Below are 16,178 nucleotides of genomic sequence, written 5' to 3'. Positions count from 1 at the left end.
TCGGCGGCCGGGCCCTTCGTCGTACCCGGGTGCGGGGTGTGGGCGCGCCGCTCCGCCCGGTACGACGACGCGCCGCTTCGTCACGTGCGGCGCTTCCCGAACGAAACCGGCGCTTCCCGAGCGATGCATCGCTCGGGAAGCGCCGGTTTCACCAGGTACCTAGTGAAACCGGCACCGGGAACGGGTGGTGCTACTGGGCCTTGGCGAGGGTGCCGAGGTAGAGCTCGATGACCTTGGGGTCCTTCGACAGCTCCTGGCCGGTGCCGGTGTAGGCGTTGCGGCCCTGGTCGAGGACGTAGCCGCGGTCGCAGATCTGCAGGCAGCGACGGGCGTTCTGCTCGACCATCACGACGGAGACGCCGGCACGGTTGATGCGCCGGGTCTGCACGAAGACCTCGTCCTGCATGACGGGGGAGAGGCCGGCGGACGGCTCGTCGAGCAGCAGCACCGACGGTTCCATCATCAGGGCACGGCCCATGGCCACCATCTGGCGCTCGCCGCCCGACAGCGAGCCGGCGCGCTGCGCGCGGCGGTCCAGCAGGGCGGGGAACAGCTCGCCGACGAACTCGAAGCGCTTCTTGAAGCTCTTGGGGCGCTGGTAGACGCCCATCTCGAGGTTCTCCTGGATGGTCAGCGACGGGAAGACGTTGTTGGTCTGCGGCACGAAGCCGATGCCCTTGGCCACCAGCACGTCGGCGCGCGCGTTCGTGACGTCGTCACCGCGCAGCTTGACGGTCCCGGTCTTGATCCTCACCAGGCCGAACAGCGCCTTGAGCAGGGTCGACTTGCCGGCGCCGTTGGGCCCGATGATGCCGACGAGCTCGCCCTCCTGGCAGTAGAGGTCGGCGCCGTTGAGGATGTTCACCCCGGGCAGGTAGCCGGCGATGAGGTCGTCGGCCCGCAGCACGGCGTTCTCGGCCGCCCGGAGGTGCTCCTCGCGCCCGGGCACGTCGGAGGAGTCGCTGCCGGTCAGGGCGGTCTCCCGCGGTGCGTCCGGGGCAGGGGAGGGGGTCGTCTCGCTCATGCCTTGTCTCCCTCGGTCGTGTCGCTGGTGGCGGCGGTGTCGGAGCCGGCCTCACGGGCGAGCTCGGCCTCGGCGGCCGCCAGGATCTCCTGCTCCTGCTCCTCCGAGAGGTCGGCGTCGTGGTGGGCGCCGAGGTAGGCGTCGATGACGCGCGGGTCGGCCATGACGGCGTCCGGCGGGCCCTCGGCCACGATCTTGCCCTGCGCCATCACGATGACCCAGTCGGAGATGTCGCGGACCATGTCCATGTCGTGCTCGACGAAGAGCACGGAGCGGCCCTCGTCGCGCAGCGCCTTCACGTGGCCCAGCAGGCTCTGCTTGAGGGCCGGGTTCACGCCGGCCATGGGCTCGTCGAGCATGACGAGCTCGGGGTCGGCCATCAGGGCGCGCGCCATCTCGAGCAGCTTGCGCTGACCGCCGGACAGCGAGCCGGCGAAGTCCTCGCGCTTCTTGATCAGCAGGAAGCGCTCCAGCAGGCCGTCGGCCCGGACCGTGTTGGCGTTCTCCTGCGAGCGCCACAGCGGTGCGAAGAGCGCGGCGAACACCGACTCGCCCTTCTGTCCGGTCGCGCCGACCCGCATGTTCTCGATGACCGTGAGCTTCGAGAGCACCTTGGTCAGCTGGAAGGTGCGCACCATGCCGCGCCGCGCCACCTTGTACGCCGGCACGCCCTTGAGGCTCTTGCCGTTGAAGGACCAGTCACCGGTGTCGGGCCGGTCGAAGCCGGTCAGCAGGTTGAAGAACGTGGTCTTGCCGGCGCCGTTGGGCCCGATGAGCCCGGTGATGACGCCGCGCTGGATCTCGACGTGCTGGACGTCGACCGCGGTGAGACCACCGAAGCGCCGGGTGATGTTGTCGGCGACGACGATCGGGTCCGGCTTGGGTGCGCCGGGCTCGTGCGGCACGCCCGCGAGGGCGTCACGGGCCGCCCGCGAGGGGCTGTCGCCGGTGTCCTGGGTGAGGTTGACGTCAGCGGGCATCGAGGGCCAGCTCCCTTCGGTCTCCGAAGATCCCTTGTGGTCGGAAGATCATCAAGAGCATCAGTCCCAGGCCCAGGAAGATGAAGCGCATCAGGCTGGCCTGGGTGTTGGTCATGATCGAGGCCGGGATGAGCGGGTCGGCGCCCGAGGTGGCCTGGGCGAAGAAGACGCCCAGGGCGGTGATGAGGAACCAGAAGATGATCGAGCCGACGACCGGTCCGAGCACGCGCGCCGCGCCACCGATGAGCAGCACGGTGTAGGCGAAGAAGGTGACGTCGGTGGCGAAGAACGACGGACCGATGGAGGCGGACCGCAGCGCGGTCATGATGCCGGCCAGACCGCCGAACATGCCGCCGATGACCAGGGACTGCATCTTGTAGGAGTAGACGTTCTTGCCCAGCGAGCGCACGGCGTTCTCGTCCTCGCGGATCGACTTCAGCACGCGTCCCCACGGGCTGCGCATGAGGGCCCACACGATGAGGCAGCACAGGGCGACCAGCAGCCACCCGACCGTCATGACCCAGAAGTCGTAGGCCCGCCACTGCACGAGGCCCTCGATGCCGATCGTCCCGCTGAACGGGTTGAGGTCGCGGAACGGCGTGATGAAGCCGGTGACGCCGTCCTGGCCGCCGAAGGTCTCGGAGAAGCTGGCCGCGCTGATCGTCTGCCGGATGATCTCGGCCGCCGCGATCGTGACGATCGCCAGGTAGTCGGCGCGCAGCCGCAGCGTCGGCACACCCAGCAGGAGCGCGAGGACGATCGTAAGCACGAAGGCGATGGGGATGCCGAGCCAGAGGTTGCCGCTCCAGATGACGGAGACGGAGACGAAGGCGTAGCCGGCGACCATCATGAAGCCGGCCTGGCCGAAGTTCAGCAGTCCGGTGTAGCCGAAGTGGACGTTGAGGCCGATGGCCGCGAGCGCGTAGATCACCGCGGTGGGGCCGAGGGCCTGCTGCAGCGACAGGCTGAGGATCTGTTGGAGGTCCATGGGTTTCCTTCCTCAGCCGACCCGCTGGGCTTTGCCCAGCAGTCCCTGCGGTCGTATGAGCAGCACGATGATGAGCACCAGCAGCGCGCCCACGAACTTGAACTCGGCCGGCACGAACAGCGTCGTGAGCTCGGTGAAGATGCCGACGAAGAAGGCGCCGATGATCGCGCCCCAGATGGTGCCGAGACCGCCGAGGACGGTGGCGGCGAACACCAGGAGCAGGATCTTGAAGCCGATCTGGTAGTCGAAGCCCTGGGTGAGGGCCAGCAGCGCACCGGAGAGCCCGGCCAGGGCCGTGCCGCCGATCCAGACCACCGAGATGACGCGCTCGACGTTGATGCCGGTCGAGGCCGACAGTGCCGGGTTGTCCGCCACCGCGCGGGTGGCCTTGCCGAGCCGGGTGAACTGCAGCAGCGAGGTGGTGGCGACCAGCACGAGCACGCCGACGATGATCACGATGACGTCGCGCGAGGTGATGAGGATGGGGCCGATCTCCCAGGGGTTCACCGCGGTGTACTGCGAGAGGTTGCGGCTCTGCGCACCGGAGAAGTACTGGAAGATGTTGCGCAGGAAGATCGACAGACCGATGCTCACGATCATCATCGCGATCACGCCGGTGCCGCGGCGACGCAGCGGTTTCCAGAGCGCGGCGTCGTTCACCCAGCCGAAGGCGCCCGAGATGATGAAGGCGGCCAGCACGGCGAAGACCACGCTCAGGTTCACGCCCCCGATGCGGATCGCGCCGGGCAGCTGGTCGACCGCGTAGGCGACCACCGCGCCGAACGTGATGAGCTCACCGTGGGAGAAGTTGGTCAGGCCGGTGGTGCCGAAGATGACCGACAGGCCGAGCGCCGCCATCGCCAGCAGGACCGAGAACACCAGCCCGCCGACCACCAGCTGCACCGCCTGGGTCATCTTCCCCGAGACGCTGTTGGGGTTCTCGCCCACGGGGAAGGTGATCGACACGTCGTTGTCGAAGCTGATGCGCACCGACCGCTCGAGGTCCTCGCCGTTGGTGAGGGCGGCACCCTCCGGCAGGGACTCCTCGTCGATGAGGACGACGAACTCCTTGCCGAGGTTCTCCACCGAGGTGCCCGGCAGCGGGACCTCGAAGGTGCCGTCGGCGGCGGAGGTGGCCTCGCCCACGGGGTTGCCGCTGCTGTCCTCGACGGTGAATTCGACGCCCTCGACGGGCGCTGCCGGTGACTCCCGGCGGTCGCAGATGCGGCCGATGATCGAGATCGTGTCGTCGTCGCTGGCCTTGGGCAGGACGCACGGGCCCGCCGAGGCGGACGACGCGGGACCGGTGCTGCTCGGTGCCGCGGCGTTCGCCGGGGCGGCCAGCAGCAGCAGCGCGCCCATCAGCGAGACGATCACGGACACGGCGAGGGTGGCAACGGTCCGAGAGTGTCGGGCGTGCATACGGCTCCTTCGGCCTCGGCGGACGCGTGCAGGCGAGGGTGGCGTGGATCACCACCCCTGGTCCTGGTGGATCACCCTAGGGTGTCGGCGTCCGAGGGGCGAGATCGGCACGCGAATCGTTTCCTGGCTGTCACACAGCGGCGCAACCGATGCAGACCCGGGCCGCTGTTCATCCGTCTGGGTCGCATGTACCAGTTCTGCTCCGCGAGGTGGGGAAGTCGCAGCGCAGCAGGTATCCTCTCCGGGTTTGGGAGAAGCGGGGGAGAGCAGGACCGAGCCGGCCACCCGACCGGGTTCGGACGACGTGTGGAAAGACGTGGGGTGTGCCGTGTCGCGTGGCCAGGTGACGGTGCGTGAGGCCGGGAGCGAGGACGTCCCCGCGCTGGTCGACCTCTGGGAGACCGCCGACAGCGAGCGGGTGGCCAGCTCGGTCGCCCGCCACGCCGAGCAGGTCGACACCCGGGTGGTCGTCGCCGAGGTCGAGGGCGAGGTCGCCGGCTGCGCCTACCTGCGGGTCGCCTACGTCTCCCCGCTGGACGCCGAGCCCGCGCTGCACGTCAGCCACCTCCAGGTCGCCGACGACCACGCCGCCGGCGAGGTCGGCGCGGGGCTGCTCGACGCCGCCCTGGGCTGGGCCGAGGAGCGCGGGCTGAGCACGGTGCTCGCCGGCTCCGCCGCGTCCGACCGTGACACGAACCGCTTCCTGGCGCGCCTGGGCCTGGGCCAGGTCGGGGTGCTCCGCGCCACCACCGCGGTCGCCCTGCGCTCGCGGCTGCTGCGCGAGGAGACCATCGCGCCACGCGGGCTGAGCCGCGGCACGCGACGGACCGGTCAGGTCGTCGCCATGCGCCGCTCGCAGCGTCGGCTCCGCGCGGGCGACGTCAGCCTGTGACCCCGGCGGGTCCTGTCCCCGACCCGCACTAGCATCGCCTGCATGTCGACTCCCGCCGTGCCCGCCGACCGCCCCCGGCTGCTGCTCCTCGACGGCCACTCGCTGGCCTACCGGGCGTTCTTCGCCCTCCCGGTGGAGAACTTCTCGACCACGACCGGCCAGCACACGAACGCCGTCTACGGCTTCACCTCGATGCTCATCAACGTGCTGCGAGACGAGGCCCCGACGCACCTCGCGGTGGCCTTCGACGTCTCGCGCCAGACCTTCCGGTCCGAGGAGTACGTCGAGTACAAGGCCAACCGGTCGTCGTCGCCCAGCGAGTTCAACGGCCAGGTGTCGCTGATCAAGGAGGTGCTCGACGCGCTGCGCGTCCCCTACGTGGAGAAGCCCGGCTTCGAGGCCGACGACGTCATCGGCACGCTCGCGACGCAGGCGCGCGACGAGGGCTACGAGGTCCTCATCTGCACCGGCGACCGCGACTCGTTCCAGCTCGTCGGCGAGCACACGACCGTCATCTACCCGATGCGCGGGGTGTCGGAGATGAAGCGCATGACCCCCGACGCGGTGGAGGAGCGCTACGGCGTCCCGCCCCATCAGTACCCCGAGCTCGCCGCGATCGTGGGCGAGACCTCCGACAACCTGCCCGGGGTGCCCGGCGTCGGCCCGGGCTTCGCGGCCCGCTGGATCAAGCAGTACGGCGACCTCGACGGCGTCATCACCAACGCCGACAAGATCACCGGCAAGAAGGGCGAGTCGCTCCGCGAGCACCTCACCGACGTCCTGCGCAACCGACGCCTCAACGCCCTGGTCTGCGACCTCGACCTGCCGCTCAAGCCGGTCGACCTCATGGTGCAGCCGTGGGACCGCACCGAGGTCCACCAGGTCTTCGACAGCCTGGAGTTCCGGGTGCTGCGCGACCGTCTGTTCGAGACCCTCACCTCCGAGGAGGAGATCGAGGGCGACGGGTTCGAGGTCGGCGTGGCCGAGGTCGAGCCCGGGGCGCTGGGCGGCTGGCTCACGGAGCACGCCACGACGGGCGAGCGCGTCGGCGTCCACGTCAAGGGCGTGTGGCGCGCGGGCAGCGGCGACGTCACCGGTCTCGCGCTCGCCACCGCCGAGCAGAGCGTCTGGGTCGAGACGGAGTCGATCACGCCCGAGGACGACGCGGCGCTGGCCTCCTGGCTGGCCGACCCCGCGCAGCCCAAGGTGCTCCACGACGCCAAGGGCCCGATGCTTGCCCTGGCGGCCCGCGGGTGGACGCTGGCCGGCCTGGACCGCGACACCGCGCTGTCGGCGTACCTCTCGCGGCCCGACCAGCGCTCCTACGACCTGGCCGACCTGACCCTGCGCTACCTCAAGCGGGAGCTGAAGGCCGGCGGCGAGGACGACGGCGACCAGCTCACCCTCGACGTCGGCGACTCGCGCGACGCCGAGATCGGGGCCGTGCACGCGCGCGCCACCCTCGACCTGGCCGAGGCCCTCGACACCGAGCTCGACGAGCGCGGCGGCACCGCCCTGCTGGCCGACGTGGAGCTGCCGCTGGTCACGGTGCTGGCCCGGATGGAGCAGCTCGGCATCGCGGTGGACACCGACCGGCTCGAGGAGCTGGAGTCCGGATTCGGCGAAGGCGTGCGGACCGCGGCCCAAGAGGCCTACGACGTCATCGGCAAGGAGATCAACCTCGGCTCGCCCAAGCAGCTGCAGGTCGTGCTCTTCGACGAGCTGAACATGCCGAAGACCAAGCGCACCAAGACCGGCTACACGACCGACGCCGACGCGCTGGCCTCGCTCTTCGAGAAGACCGAGCACCCGTTCCTGCAGCACCTGCTGCGCCACCGCGACGTCATCCGGCTGCGCCAGACCGTCGAGGGCCTGCTCAAGACCGTGCAGGGCGACGGCCGCATCCACACCACCTTCAACCAGCTCATCGCCGCCACCGGCCGGCTCTCCAGCACCGACCCGAACCTGCAGAACATCCCGGTGCGCACCGAGGAGGGGCGGCGGATCCGTGAGGCGTTCGTGGTCGCCCCGGGCTACGAGTCGCTGATGACGGCCGACTACAGCCAGATCGAGATGCGGATCATGGCGCACCTCTCGGAGGACGCCGCCCTCATCGAGTCCTTCCGGTCCGGCATGGACTTCCACTCCGCGACGGCCTCGCGCGTCTTCGACGTCGAGGCCGCGGACGTGACCAGCGAGATGCGCGCCAAGATCAAGGCGATGAACTACGGCCTGGCCTACGGGCTGTCGGCGTACGGGCTGTCGCAGCAGCTGAAGATCGAGCCGGCCGAGGCCCGCGGCATGATGGACGAGTACTTCGAGACCTTCGGCGGCGTGCGCGACTACCTCGCCGGCATCGTCGAGGAGGCGCGCCGCTCCGGCTTCACCGAGACGATCATGGGCCGTCGGCGCTACCTGCCGGACCTCACCAGCGACAACCGGCAGCGGCGCGAGATGGCCGAGCGGATGGCGCTCAACGCCCCCATCCAGGGCTCGGCGGCCGACATCATCAAGGTCGCGATGCTCAAGGTCGACACCGCGATCGCCGACGAGGGCCTCGGCTCACGCATGCTGCTGCAGGTCCACGACGAGCTCGTGCTCGAGGTGGCACCGGGGGAGCGCGAGCAGCTCGAGACGCTGGTGCGCCGCGAGATGGCGGCCGCCGCCGACCTCACTGTCGCCCTCGACGTCTCGGTCGGCACCGGCCACAGCTGGCACGAGGCCGCGCACTGAGCCGGGCTACGAGGCCGAGGCGGGCTCGGGCCGAGCCCGTGCCGCAGACCGCGCCTCCTGGTCGTCCTCGCGCAGCCGCCACCAGCTGATGGCCAGCAGCAGCACGAGCAGCACGCTGTCCACGGCGGTGACGACGACCAGGGTCCCGGTCACCGTGGTGGCCTGGCTGACCCCGAGCGCCAGCAGCGCCAGGGCGGTCCACACCAGGTAGACGGTGCGCCGCGACTGCCGCGCCACGACGCTGTAGATGAGCAGCTGGATCGTCGACAGCACCGTGCCGAGCACCGCGAAGAGCCACAGCCGGTCCTGGATCTCGGCGTACTCGCGACCGCCGACGAAGACCAGCGCGACGCTGCTGAGCACCCAGGCCGCCACCGTGCCCACGGCCCCGAGGCCCAGCACGAGGGCGACGCTCCGCGTCAGCGCCGTACGACGAGCCTCGGCGGTCGCCAGCGAGGGGAAGGCCACCACGATCACGAACTGGGGCAGGAACAGCAGGCTCTTCACCAGGATGAGGCCGCCGGCGTAGAGGCCGGCGTCGTGGCTGTCGAGGACCGCGCGCACGAGGATGACGTCGGCGTTGGACAGCGCGAAGAACGCCAGCAGCACGTGCGAATTGGTGCCGACCTCGCGCAGCACCGACGTCGAGGTGTGCTCCCCGGTGCCCGACGGGTCGCGGCGGACCGCGCCGGAGCGCAGCGCCAGCCACCCCACCAGGGCGGGGACGGCGAAGCCGACGACCATGCTGAACGCGGCGACGGTCTCGGTCGGCTGCCACAGCAGGACCAGCGTCGCCACGAGCCGTGACAGGCCCATGGTCAGGTAGAGCAGCGCCAGCGGCGGCCAGCGGCGCTCGCCCTGGAGGATGCCGGAGACGCCGCCGACGACCGTCATCGGCCAGACCACCAGGGCCACCAGGGCGGCGGTCACCCAGCTGCGCAGGTCGAGCACGATCTCGAAGACCGGGGTGAGCAGGGCACAGATGCCGAGCACGACCCAGGCGCAGCGGTAGGTGACCCGCAGCAGCATGCCCTCGATCTGGCCGACCCGGTCGGGGTCGGCGGCGACGCGGCGCGCGCCCGCGGTCTGCAGACCGAGCATGAGCACCCCGACGACGAGCAGCAGGCCCGTGAACGCGGCGAACCCGCCGTACTCCCGGGGGCCGAGCAGCCGCGCCGCCAGCACCGTCGACGCGTAGGTCGCCAGGTTCATCACGGCGATGGCCAGGGCGATGGAGGCGCCGCTGGCCAGCAACCGGGAGGGGGACCAGGAGCGGCTCATCGCCTCAGCCTAGGGGCGGGGTCAGGACGGCAGCAGGCGCGCCACGAAGATCGCCGTGCCGGGCAGCAGCCGCCCGCGTGCGGGACCCCAGCCGCCCCAGATCCGGTCCAGACCCTCGGGCCACTGCGGCTCGTGCAGGGCGGTCAGCGCGAACCCCTCGCCGGCCAGCAGCGCGACCCAGTCGCCCAGGGTGCGGTGGTGCTCGACGTACTGCGCGGTGCCGTCCTCGTGCTCCTCGACGTACGGCGTGCGGTCCCAGTAGGAGCTCGTGACCTGGAAGCCGGCCTCCCCGTCGTCGTCGGGCAGCGACCAGCGCACGGGGTGGGTGACGGAGAAGGCGAAGCGCCCGCCCGGGCGCAGCACGCGGGCGACCTCGGCGAGCAGCTGGTCGCCGTCGGCGACGAACTGCAGCGCCCCGAACGAGGAGAAGACGAGGTCGAGGCAGGCGTCGGCGAAGGGCAGCCGGCTCGCGGTCGCGAGCACGGAGGGCACCACGGTGCCGGTGGCCTCGTCGATGCGGCGCGAGTGCTGGAGCTGGCGCTCGCTGACGTCGAGACCGAACGCGACCGCTCCCTGGGTGCGCAGCCAGCGCGAGCACTGGCCGGCGCCGCTGCCGATCTCGAGGGCCACGCACCCGACGAGGTCGGCGGGGTCGCCGAGGACCCCGAGGTCGGCCTCCTGGTGGCCCTCGGGCCCCCACACGAAGCCGACGTCGCCGAGGAAGTCGCCGTGGGTGGCCTGGTACTCGTCGGCGTAGGCGTCCCACTCGCGGCGGTTCGCGCGCAGCGTCTCCGCCTCGGACACGGGCCGGCGGGCCGGATGGACACCCTCCGGGAGACTGGTCACCCCTGACTTGTACGCAATCGGCGCCCGCGGGGCAACCCGGGGGACCTCGGTTGGACCTGCGCCCGCCGGGCGGCGTATCCTGGCAGGCGCGTGTGGAGTCTGCTGCGCCACGGACAGAGATGGCTCCCGCTCGCTATCAGCAGCGTTTGCTGCGTCGCCCGGCCGGGCCTGTGCCCGCGCCGTCCGGCGGACACGGACCCTCGGTAGTGAAAACGGCTTCGCGCGTGCCGCTCGACTCCATCCACCCGAAGGTTCACATCACCTTATGACCAGCACTTTCGCTCTTCCCGACTCCCAGACCCCGCAGGTCGCGGTCAACGACATCGGGTCGGAAGCAGACTTCCTCGCCGCCATCGACGAGACGATCAAGTACTTCAACGACGGCGACATCGTCGAGGGAACCATCGTCAAGGTGGACCGCGACGAGGTCCTCCTCGACATCGGTTACAAGACCGAGGGCGTCATCCCCAGCCGCGAGCTCTCCATCAAGCACGACGTGGACCCGTCCGAGGTCGTCGCCGTCGGCGACCAGGTCGAGGCTCTCGTGCTCCAGAAGGAGGACAAGGAAGGCCGCCTGATCCTGTCCAAGAAGCGCGCGCAGTACGAGCGCGCCTGGGGCACGATCGAGAAGGTCAAGGAGGAGGACGGCGTCGTCACCGGCACCGTCATCGAGGTCGTCAAGGGCGGCCTGATCCTCGACATCGGCCTGCGCGGCTTCCTGCCCGCGTCGCTGGTCGAGATGCGTCGCGTGCGCGACCTCCAGCCCTACGTGGGCAAGGAGCTCGAGGCGAAGATCATCGAGCTGGACAAGAACCGCAACAACGTCGTGCTCTCGCGTCGTGCGTGGCTCGAGCAGACCCAGAGCGAGGTCCGTCAGGGCTTCCTCACGCAGCTGCAGAAGGGCCAGATCCGCAAGGGCGTCGTGTCCTCGATCGTCAACTTCGGTGCGTTCGTGGACCTCGGCGGCGTCGACGGCCTGGTGCACGTCTCGGAGCTGTCGTGGAAGCACATCGACCACCCGAGCGAGGTCGTCACCGTCGGTGACGAGGTCACCGTCGAGGTGCTCGACGTGGACATGGACCGCGAGCGTGTCTCCCTGTCGCTGAAGGCGACGCAGGAGGACCCGTGGCAGCACTTCGCCCGCACCCACCAGATCGGCCAGATCGTGCCGGGCAAGGTCACCAAGCTGGTGCCCTTCGGCTCGTTCGTGCGGGTCGAGGAGGGCATCGAGGGCCTGGTGCACATCTCCGAGCTCGCCGAGCGTCACGTCGAGATCCCCGAGCAGGTCGTCCAGGTCAACGACGACGTCATGGTCAAGATCATCGACATCGACCTCGAGCGTCGCCGGATCTCGCTGTCGCTGAAGCAGGCCAACGAGACCGCGACCGCGGGTGACGTCGAGGAGTTCGACCCCACGCTCTACGGCATGGCGGCGACCTACGACGACGCGGGCAACTACATCTACCCCGACGGCTTCGACTCCGACACGGGTGAGTGGCTCGAGGGCTACGACGACCAGCGCGCCGAGTGGGAGAAGCAGTACGCCGAGGCCCACGCCCGCTGGGAGGCCCACGTCAAGCAGCAGGAGGAGGCCAAGAAGGCCGAGGCGGAGGCCGGCGAGTCCACGTCGTACACCTCCGACGTCCCGGAGAAGGAGGGCTCGCTCGCCAGCGACGAGGCCCTTCAGGCCCTGCGCGACAAGCTCACCGGCGGCAACTGACGCCAGCACGCAGCGAACGCCCTCGACCCTCACGGGTCGGGGGCGTTCGTCGTTTGCGGGCTCAGCGCAGGAACGCGGCCGGGTGGCTGGGGAACGGGTCGTGGTGGCTGCTGGGCAGGCAGAAGGCGGCGGGGCGACGGAGCCGACCGCGCAGGTCGGTGGCGCCGTCGGCGGCGACGAAGCGGGCCAGGTGCACGCCGCCCCACACCAGGACGGCGAGGAGTGCGGCGCTCAGGAGGACGAGGACAGCGAGGGCGGTGAAGGAGGTCATGGCAGTAAGTCTGCGCCCATTGCTTTCCTGCCACCAGTGGCAGTGATGCCCCTCCCCGTCGATTTTCCGCCAACTTTGTGTCACCCTGGGCCCATGCCCCGCAACGTCGCCGCCCTCATGTGGGACGGGTTCTCCCCCTTCGAGCTCGGCGTGCTCTGCGACGCCTGGGGTCTCGACCGCCGCGAGCACGGGGTGCCGTCGGTCGACTTCGCCGTCTGCGGGCCGAGTCCGCAGGCACGCTCCTCCCTGGGCTTCTCGCTGACGCTGGAGCACGGCATGGAGCGCGTGGCCGAGGCCGACCTGGTCGCGGTGGGCGGGATGGACCGCCACGCACCGGTGCCGGAGAGCGTGATCAACGCCCTGCAGGCCGCGGTCGAGCGGGGCGCGCGGGTGCTCTCGGTCTGCACCGGCGCCTTCGTGCTGGGCGAGGCCGGTCTGCTCGACGGACGCGCCTGCACGACCCACTGGATGCACACCGACGAGCTGGCGGAGCGGTTCCCGCGTGCCGAGGTCCGCCCCGGCGTCCTCTACGTCGACGAGGGCACCGTCGTGACCTCGGCCGGCTCCGCGGCCGGGCTCGACGCCTGCCTGCACCTGTGGCGCGAGGACCACGGCGCGGCTGTCGCCTCGGCGGTCGCCCGCCGGATGGTGGTGCCGCCGCAGCGCGACGGGGGACAGGCCCAGTTCATCCGCTCCGCCGTGCCCTCCTGCGACGAGGAGACCCTCGGCGGGCTGCTGGTCTGGATGCTCGAGCACCTCGACGAGCCGTTGACCGTCACCTCGCTGGCCCGCACCGCCTCGATGTCGGAGCGGACCTTCGCCCGGCGCTTCCGGGCCGAGACCGGGACCACCCCGCACGCCTGGCTGACGCTGCAGCGCGTGATCCGCGCCGAGGAGCTGCTGGAGACCACCGACCTGTCGGTCGAGCGGGTGGCGGACGCGGTCGGCTTCGGGGGAGCGGCGGCCCTGCGCCACCACTTCACGCGCGTGCGTGGCCTCAGCCCGCAGCAGTACCGTCGCCGCTTCGGCCAGGAGGCGAGCTGAGCTCGTGCCGGCGGACCTTGCCGGTCCGCGTCATCGGCAGGGCGTCGCGCCCCACGTAGTCCTTGGGTCGCTTCGCCGGCGCCAGCCGCTCGCGGGCCCAGGCGCGCAGGACGTCGGGGTCGACCTCGCCGACGACGGCGGCGCACACCCGCTGACCCCACTGCGGGTCCGGTACGCCGTAGACCGCGACCTCGCGGACCCCCGGGTGGCCGGCCAGCACCTGCTCGACCTCGGCGGGGTAGACGTTGACCCCGCCGCTGACGATGAGGTCCTCACGACGACCGTCGAGGAACACGTAGCCGTCCTCGTCGAGGCGCCCGTGGTCGCCCACGGTGAACTCCGGTCCGTGCGGGCCCTCCCGCCACGTGCTCGCCGTGCGCTCCGGGTCGTCGAGGTAGGTGAAGCGCGCGTGCTCGGGCACGGCGCACCACAACGTGCCGTCGGGGTCGGCCCGCAGCCGGCGGCCCGGACGGGCCCGCCCGACCGTGCCGGGACGGTCCACCTGCTCCTCGCTGCGGCACGCGGTGAACTGGCCCTCGGTGGACCCGTAGAACTCCCAGGTGGTGCCGGGCGGCAGCGTGTCGAGCAGCCACCGCTTGAGGTCGGGCGGGCAGGCGGCGCCGGCATGGGCCAGCAGGCGCAGGGAGCCCCACCGCGGCGGGGCGCCGCCCCAGGAGTCCGCGAGCCGGCGCAGGTGGGTGGGCACGCAGAACGTCGTGGTGGGCCGCTCGTGGCGCACCAGGTCGGTGACCACGGCGGGGTCGAAGCGGCCGGGCGCGAGCACCTGGCCGCCGGCCAGCCGGGTGGCCACCGCGAACCGCAGCGGAGCCGAGTGGTGCAGCGGGCCGAGGACCAGGTGGACGTCGTCGGGGGAGAACCCCCACAGGTCGCGCTCCTCGGCCACGAGCGCCGCGGCCGCGGCGTCGTCGAGCAGGCCCGACCAGACCGCCTTGGGCCGTCCGGTGGTCCCGGAGGTCAGGTGGAGCGGGCGCGCCCGCGGCGTGCCGAGGTCGGGCCGGCGGGCTGCCAGCGCCGTCACCTCGTCCGGACCGAGCACCGCCACCGGGCTCGTGACCTCCTCCGCGACGGCCACCTCGCGCGGGGTCAGGTTGGGGTCCAGCGGGACGGGTATCACTCCTTGAGCCAGGAGCGCGAGCACGACGTCGACGTACGCCGGGGAACCCGGGGCACGGAGCGCGACTCGCGAGCCGGGCGCCAGGCTCAAGGGGTCGGTCACGGCAGCATCGTCGCAGCCCGGTCACGGAGCAGCGGCACCGGTCCGACGACCTGAGGAACGCCCTCGCGAGGTCCGACGAACGGCTGTGAAGGGGCCAGGATTGCGCCAGGATGCCGGAGGCGGCCTTGGCGGATGTGATGGACTACGAGTCACGGACACGGCGTGACACACCGGGAAGCTCGGAAGGAGAGTCGATGAGGGAGGTCGACCCTGCGGCACGGTTCCACCCCATGGTCCTCGCCGCGCAGGCCCGCCTCGCTCACCAGGGAGGGTGGTCCCGGATGCTCGCGGGCGAGCCCCTGGAGGACGACGACCTGGTCGACGCCGAGCTGCTCACCGCGGCCGGCGTCCTGGTCCGCGACGGCGACGCCTTCGCCCTCGCCGACCCCGACGGTCACCACCACGACCCCATGGACCCGATGGCTCTGGCCTCCGGCACCATCGCCGACCTGCGGCGCGCCCTGCGCTACGCCCAGCGCGGCGGCGTGGGCTGGACCGGTGAGGACCCCGTCGTGGTCCGCGCCCAGGGCCGTGCCAGCTCGCTGGCCGCCGACATGATCGCCGAGCAGATGGGCGCCATGCCCGGCCCCCACGAGGCGTTCTCCGCCGGTCGGGGCCGGTTCCTCGACGTCGGCGTCGGTGTCGCCGCGATCTCGCTGCGCATGTGCGAGCTCTTCCCTGGCGCGACCGCCGTCGGCCTCGACATCCTCCCCGACGTCCTGGAGGCGGCGCGCAGGGAGGTCGCGGACCGGGGCTACGACGGACAGGTCGAGCTGCGGCTCCTCGACGTCGCCGAGCTCGGCGAGGAGGAGACCTTCGACCTCGCGTGGCTGCCCCAGCCGTTCCTGCCCCCGGCCGCGCTGGAGGAGGGCCTGGAGCGCGTGCGCCACGCCCTGCGCCCGGAGGGGTGGCTCGTGATGCCCCTCAACGTGCCCACGCGCGACTGCTCGTTCGAGAAGGCGCTGTCTGAGCACTCCTCCCACCTGCTGGGCGGCGGCCCCATGAGCCAGGACGAGGCCGAGCGCCTGGTGGCGTCCGTCGGCTACGAGGACCTCACGTGGTGCGAGTACCACGGGCTGTCGCTGCTGCTCGCGCGCCGGCCCGAGGTGGCCACGGTGACGCGGCTGAGAGGGAAGGTGACCGGTGCGGATCGGACTCACGGGGGGCGTCGCCTCGGGGAAGAGCACGGTGTCGTCGATCCTGCGGGAGCTCGGCGCGCTGGTGATCGATGCTGACCTGCTCGCGCGCGAGGTCGTGGCGCCCGGGACCCCCGGGCTCGCGGCCCTGGTCGAGGAGTTCGGTCCCGGCGTCCTGACGCCGGACGGTGAGCTGGACCGGCCCGCCGTGGCGAGCCGGGTCTTCGGCGACGAGGCCGCCCGCCGCACGCTCGAGGGGATCGTCCACCCCCGGGTCTACGAGGAGATCCAGCGGCTGGAGGCCGAGGCCCCGCCCGGCGCGGTCGTGGTGCACGACATCCCGCTGCTGGCCGAGTCCGGCCGGGCCGACAGCTTTGACGCCGTCGTGGTCGTGGACGCCCCTCTGGCGACCCAGGTCGAGCGGATGGTGCGCGACCGCGGCTGGAGCGAGGACGACGCGCGCAGCCGCGCCGCGGCGCAGGCCTCGCGCGAGGACCGGCTCGCGGTGGCGACGCACGTCGTGGAGAACACCGGGACGCGCGAGGACCTCCGTCGCCGCGTCGAGGAGGTCTGGGCCGACCTCCACGCCCGCTGACCGCGGGGA

Annotated in this window: 14 protein-coding genes; 6 read left to right on the top strand and 8 right to left on the bottom strand. The window is 71.4% G+C overall.

Annotated features, from left to right (window positions below; all coding sequences use genetic code 11):
• Positions 1 to 190: 190 nt before the first annotated feature.
• Genes G7072_RS11085 through G7072_RS11070 form a run of 4 tightly spaced genes read right to left on the bottom strand, consistent with a single transcriptional unit; the run spans position 191 to position 4,375 of the window.
• On the bottom strand, positions 191 to 1,024 hold the full coding sequence (locus G7072_RS11085; RefSeq protein WP_166086335.1) for an ABC transporter ATP-binding protein: 834 nt from the start codon (positions 1,022 to 1,024) through the stop codon (positions 191 to 193).
• Positions 1,021 to 2,004: an ABC transporter ATP-binding protein gene (locus tag G7072_RS11080; RefSeq protein WP_166086333.1), complete on the bottom strand. Its 984-nt coding sequence runs from the start codon at positions 2,002 to 2,004 to the stop codon at positions 1,021 to 1,023. Before G7072_RS11080 ends, G7072_RS11085 begins: the two co-directional genes overlap by 4 nt.
• The gene (locus tag G7072_RS11075; RefSeq protein WP_166086331.1) at positions 1,994 to 2,992 is read right to left on the bottom strand and encodes a branched-chain amino acid ABC transporter permease; all 999 of its coding nucleotides are present in this window, start codon (positions 2,990 to 2,992) and stop codon (positions 1,994 to 1,996) included. The genes G7072_RS11080 and G7072_RS11075 overlap by 11 nt, the downstream gene beginning before the upstream one ends.
• A gap of 12 nt (positions 2,993 to 3,004) precedes the next feature.
• Positions 3,005 to 4,375 (bottom strand): branched-chain amino acid ABC transporter permease, encoded by a 1,371-nt coding sequence (locus G7072_RS11070; protein WP_166086329.1) that lies wholly within the window; start codon positions 4,373 to 4,375, stop codon positions 3,005 to 3,007.
• Positions 4,376 to 4,757: 382 nt separating this feature from the next.
• On the opposite strand from G7072_RS11070, the gene G7072_RS11065 reads away from it, so the two are divergent.
• Positions 4,758 to 5,306, top strand: a complete 549-nt coding sequence (locus G7072_RS11065) for a GNAT family N-acetyltransferase (RefSeq protein ID WP_166086327.1) — start codon at positions 4,758 to 4,760, stop codon at positions 5,304 to 5,306.
• A 42-nt stretch (positions 5,307 to 5,348) separates the two neighbouring features.
• Positions 5,349 to 8,039, top strand: a complete 2,691-nt coding sequence (gene polA, locus G7072_RS11060; protein ID WP_206063085.1) for a DNA polymerase I — start codon at positions 5,349 to 5,351, stop codon at positions 8,037 to 8,039.
• A gap of 6 nt (positions 8,040 to 8,045) precedes the next feature.
• Here the strand turns inward: polA and G7072_RS11055 are convergent, their stop codons facing one another.
• Positions 8,046 to 9,320: an oligosaccharide flippase family protein gene (locus G7072_RS11055; RefSeq protein ID WP_166086325.1), complete on the bottom strand. Its 1,275-nt coding sequence runs from the start codon at positions 9,318 to 9,320 to the stop codon at positions 8,046 to 8,048.
• A 21-nt stretch (positions 9,321 to 9,341) separates the two neighbouring features.
• A complete protein-coding gene (locus G7072_RS11050; RefSeq protein WP_166086323.1) occupies positions 9,342 to 10,166 on the bottom strand; it encodes a class I SAM-dependent methyltransferase in 825 nt (274 codons plus the stop codon).
• A gap of 265 nt (positions 10,167 to 10,431) precedes the next feature.
• Here G7072_RS11050 and rpsA point away from each other — a divergent pair, with 265 nt between their 5' ends.
• The gene (rpsA, locus tag G7072_RS11045) at positions 10,432 to 11,886 is read left to right on the top strand and encodes a 30S ribosomal protein S1 (protein WP_166086321.1); all 1,455 of its coding nucleotides are present in this window, start codon (positions 10,432 to 10,434) and stop codon (positions 11,884 to 11,886) included.
• A gap of 61 nt (positions 11,887 to 11,947) precedes the next feature.
• Here rpsA and G7072_RS11040 read toward each other — a convergent pair whose 3' ends face one another.
• Entirely contained in the window at positions 11,948 to 12,157 is a 210-nt protein-coding gene (locus G7072_RS11040) for a hypothetical protein (protein WP_166086317.1), read from the bottom strand.
• A 93-nt stretch (positions 12,158 to 12,250) separates the two neighbouring features.
• On the opposite strand from G7072_RS11040, the gene G7072_RS11035 reads away from it, so the two are divergent.
• Positions 12,251 to 13,201 (top strand): helix-turn-helix domain-containing protein, encoded by a 951-nt coding sequence (locus tag G7072_RS11035; protein ID WP_166086315.1) that lies wholly within the window; start codon positions 12,251 to 12,253, stop codon positions 13,199 to 13,201.
• Here G7072_RS11035 and G7072_RS11030 read toward each other — a convergent pair.
• Positions 13,155 to 14,438, bottom strand: coding sequence for a class I adenylate-forming enzyme family protein (locus G7072_RS11030; RefSeq protein ID WP_166086313.1), 1,284 nt, complete (start codon positions 14,436 to 14,438; stop codon positions 13,155 to 13,157). The two genes, G7072_RS11035 and G7072_RS11030, sit on opposite strands and share 47 nt — an antisense overlap.
• Positions 14,439 to 14,632: 194 nt before the next feature.
• Here G7072_RS11030 and G7072_RS11025 point away from each other — a divergent pair, with 194 nt between their 5' ends.
• Both G7072_RS11025 and coaE read left to right on the top strand, forming a co-directional pair.
• Entirely contained in the window at positions 14,633 to 15,673 is a 1,041-nt protein-coding gene (locus G7072_RS11025; RefSeq protein WP_166086311.1) for a class I SAM-dependent methyltransferase, read from the top strand.
• Positions 15,627 to 16,169, top strand: coding sequence for a dephospho-CoA kinase (gene coaE / locus G7072_RS11020; protein WP_240916883.1), 543 nt, complete (start codon positions 15,627 to 15,629; stop codon positions 16,167 to 16,169). The genes G7072_RS11025 and coaE overlap by 47 nt, the downstream gene beginning before the upstream one ends.
• The last annotated feature ends 9 nt before the right edge of the window (positions 16,170 to 16,178 follow it).

The sequence above is a fragment of the Nocardioides sp. HDW12B genome, from assembly GCF_011299595.1.
GTDB lineage: Bacteria > Actinomycetota > Actinomycetes > Propionibacteriales > Nocardioidaceae > Marmoricola_A.
Note: the sequence above shows the minus strand (reverse complement) of the source record. Positions and strands in the feature narration are given on the sequence as shown.

Coding starts and splice junctions, on each gene's coding strand:
- G7072_RS11025 (WP_166086311.1), top strand. CDS start 14,633: ATGAGGGAGGTCGACCCTGCGGCACGGTTCCACCCCATGGTCCTCGCC.
- rpsA (WP_166086321.1), top strand. CDS start 10,432: ATGACCAGCACTTTCGCTCTTCCCGACTCCCAGACCCCGCAGGTCGCG.
- G7072_RS11085 (WP_166086335.1), bottom strand. CDS start 1,024: ATGAGCGAGACGACCCCCTCCCCTGCCCCGGACGCACCGCGGGAGACC.
- G7072_RS11075 (WP_166086331.1), bottom strand. CDS start 2,992: ATGGACCTCCAACAGATCCTCAGCCTGTCGCTGCAGCAGGCCCTCGGC.
- G7072_RS11055 (WP_166086325.1), bottom strand. CDS start 9,320: ATGAGCCGCTCCTGGTCCCCCTCCCGGTTGCTGGCCAGCGGCGCCTCC.
- polA (WP_206063085.1), top strand. CDS start 5,349: ATGTCGACTCCCGCCGTGCCCGCCGACCGCCCCCGGCTGCTGCTCCTC.
- G7072_RS11035 (WP_166086315.1), top strand. CDS start 12,251: ATGCCCCGCAACGTCGCCGCCCTCATGTGGGACGGGTTCTCCCCCTTC.
- G7072_RS11040 (WP_166086317.1), bottom strand. CDS start 12,157: ATGACCTCCTTCACCGCCCTCGCTGTCCTCGTCCTCCTGAGCGCCGCA.
- G7072_RS11080 (WP_166086333.1), bottom strand. CDS start 2,004: ATGCCCGCTGACGTCAACCTCACCCAGGACACCGGCGACAGCCCCTCG.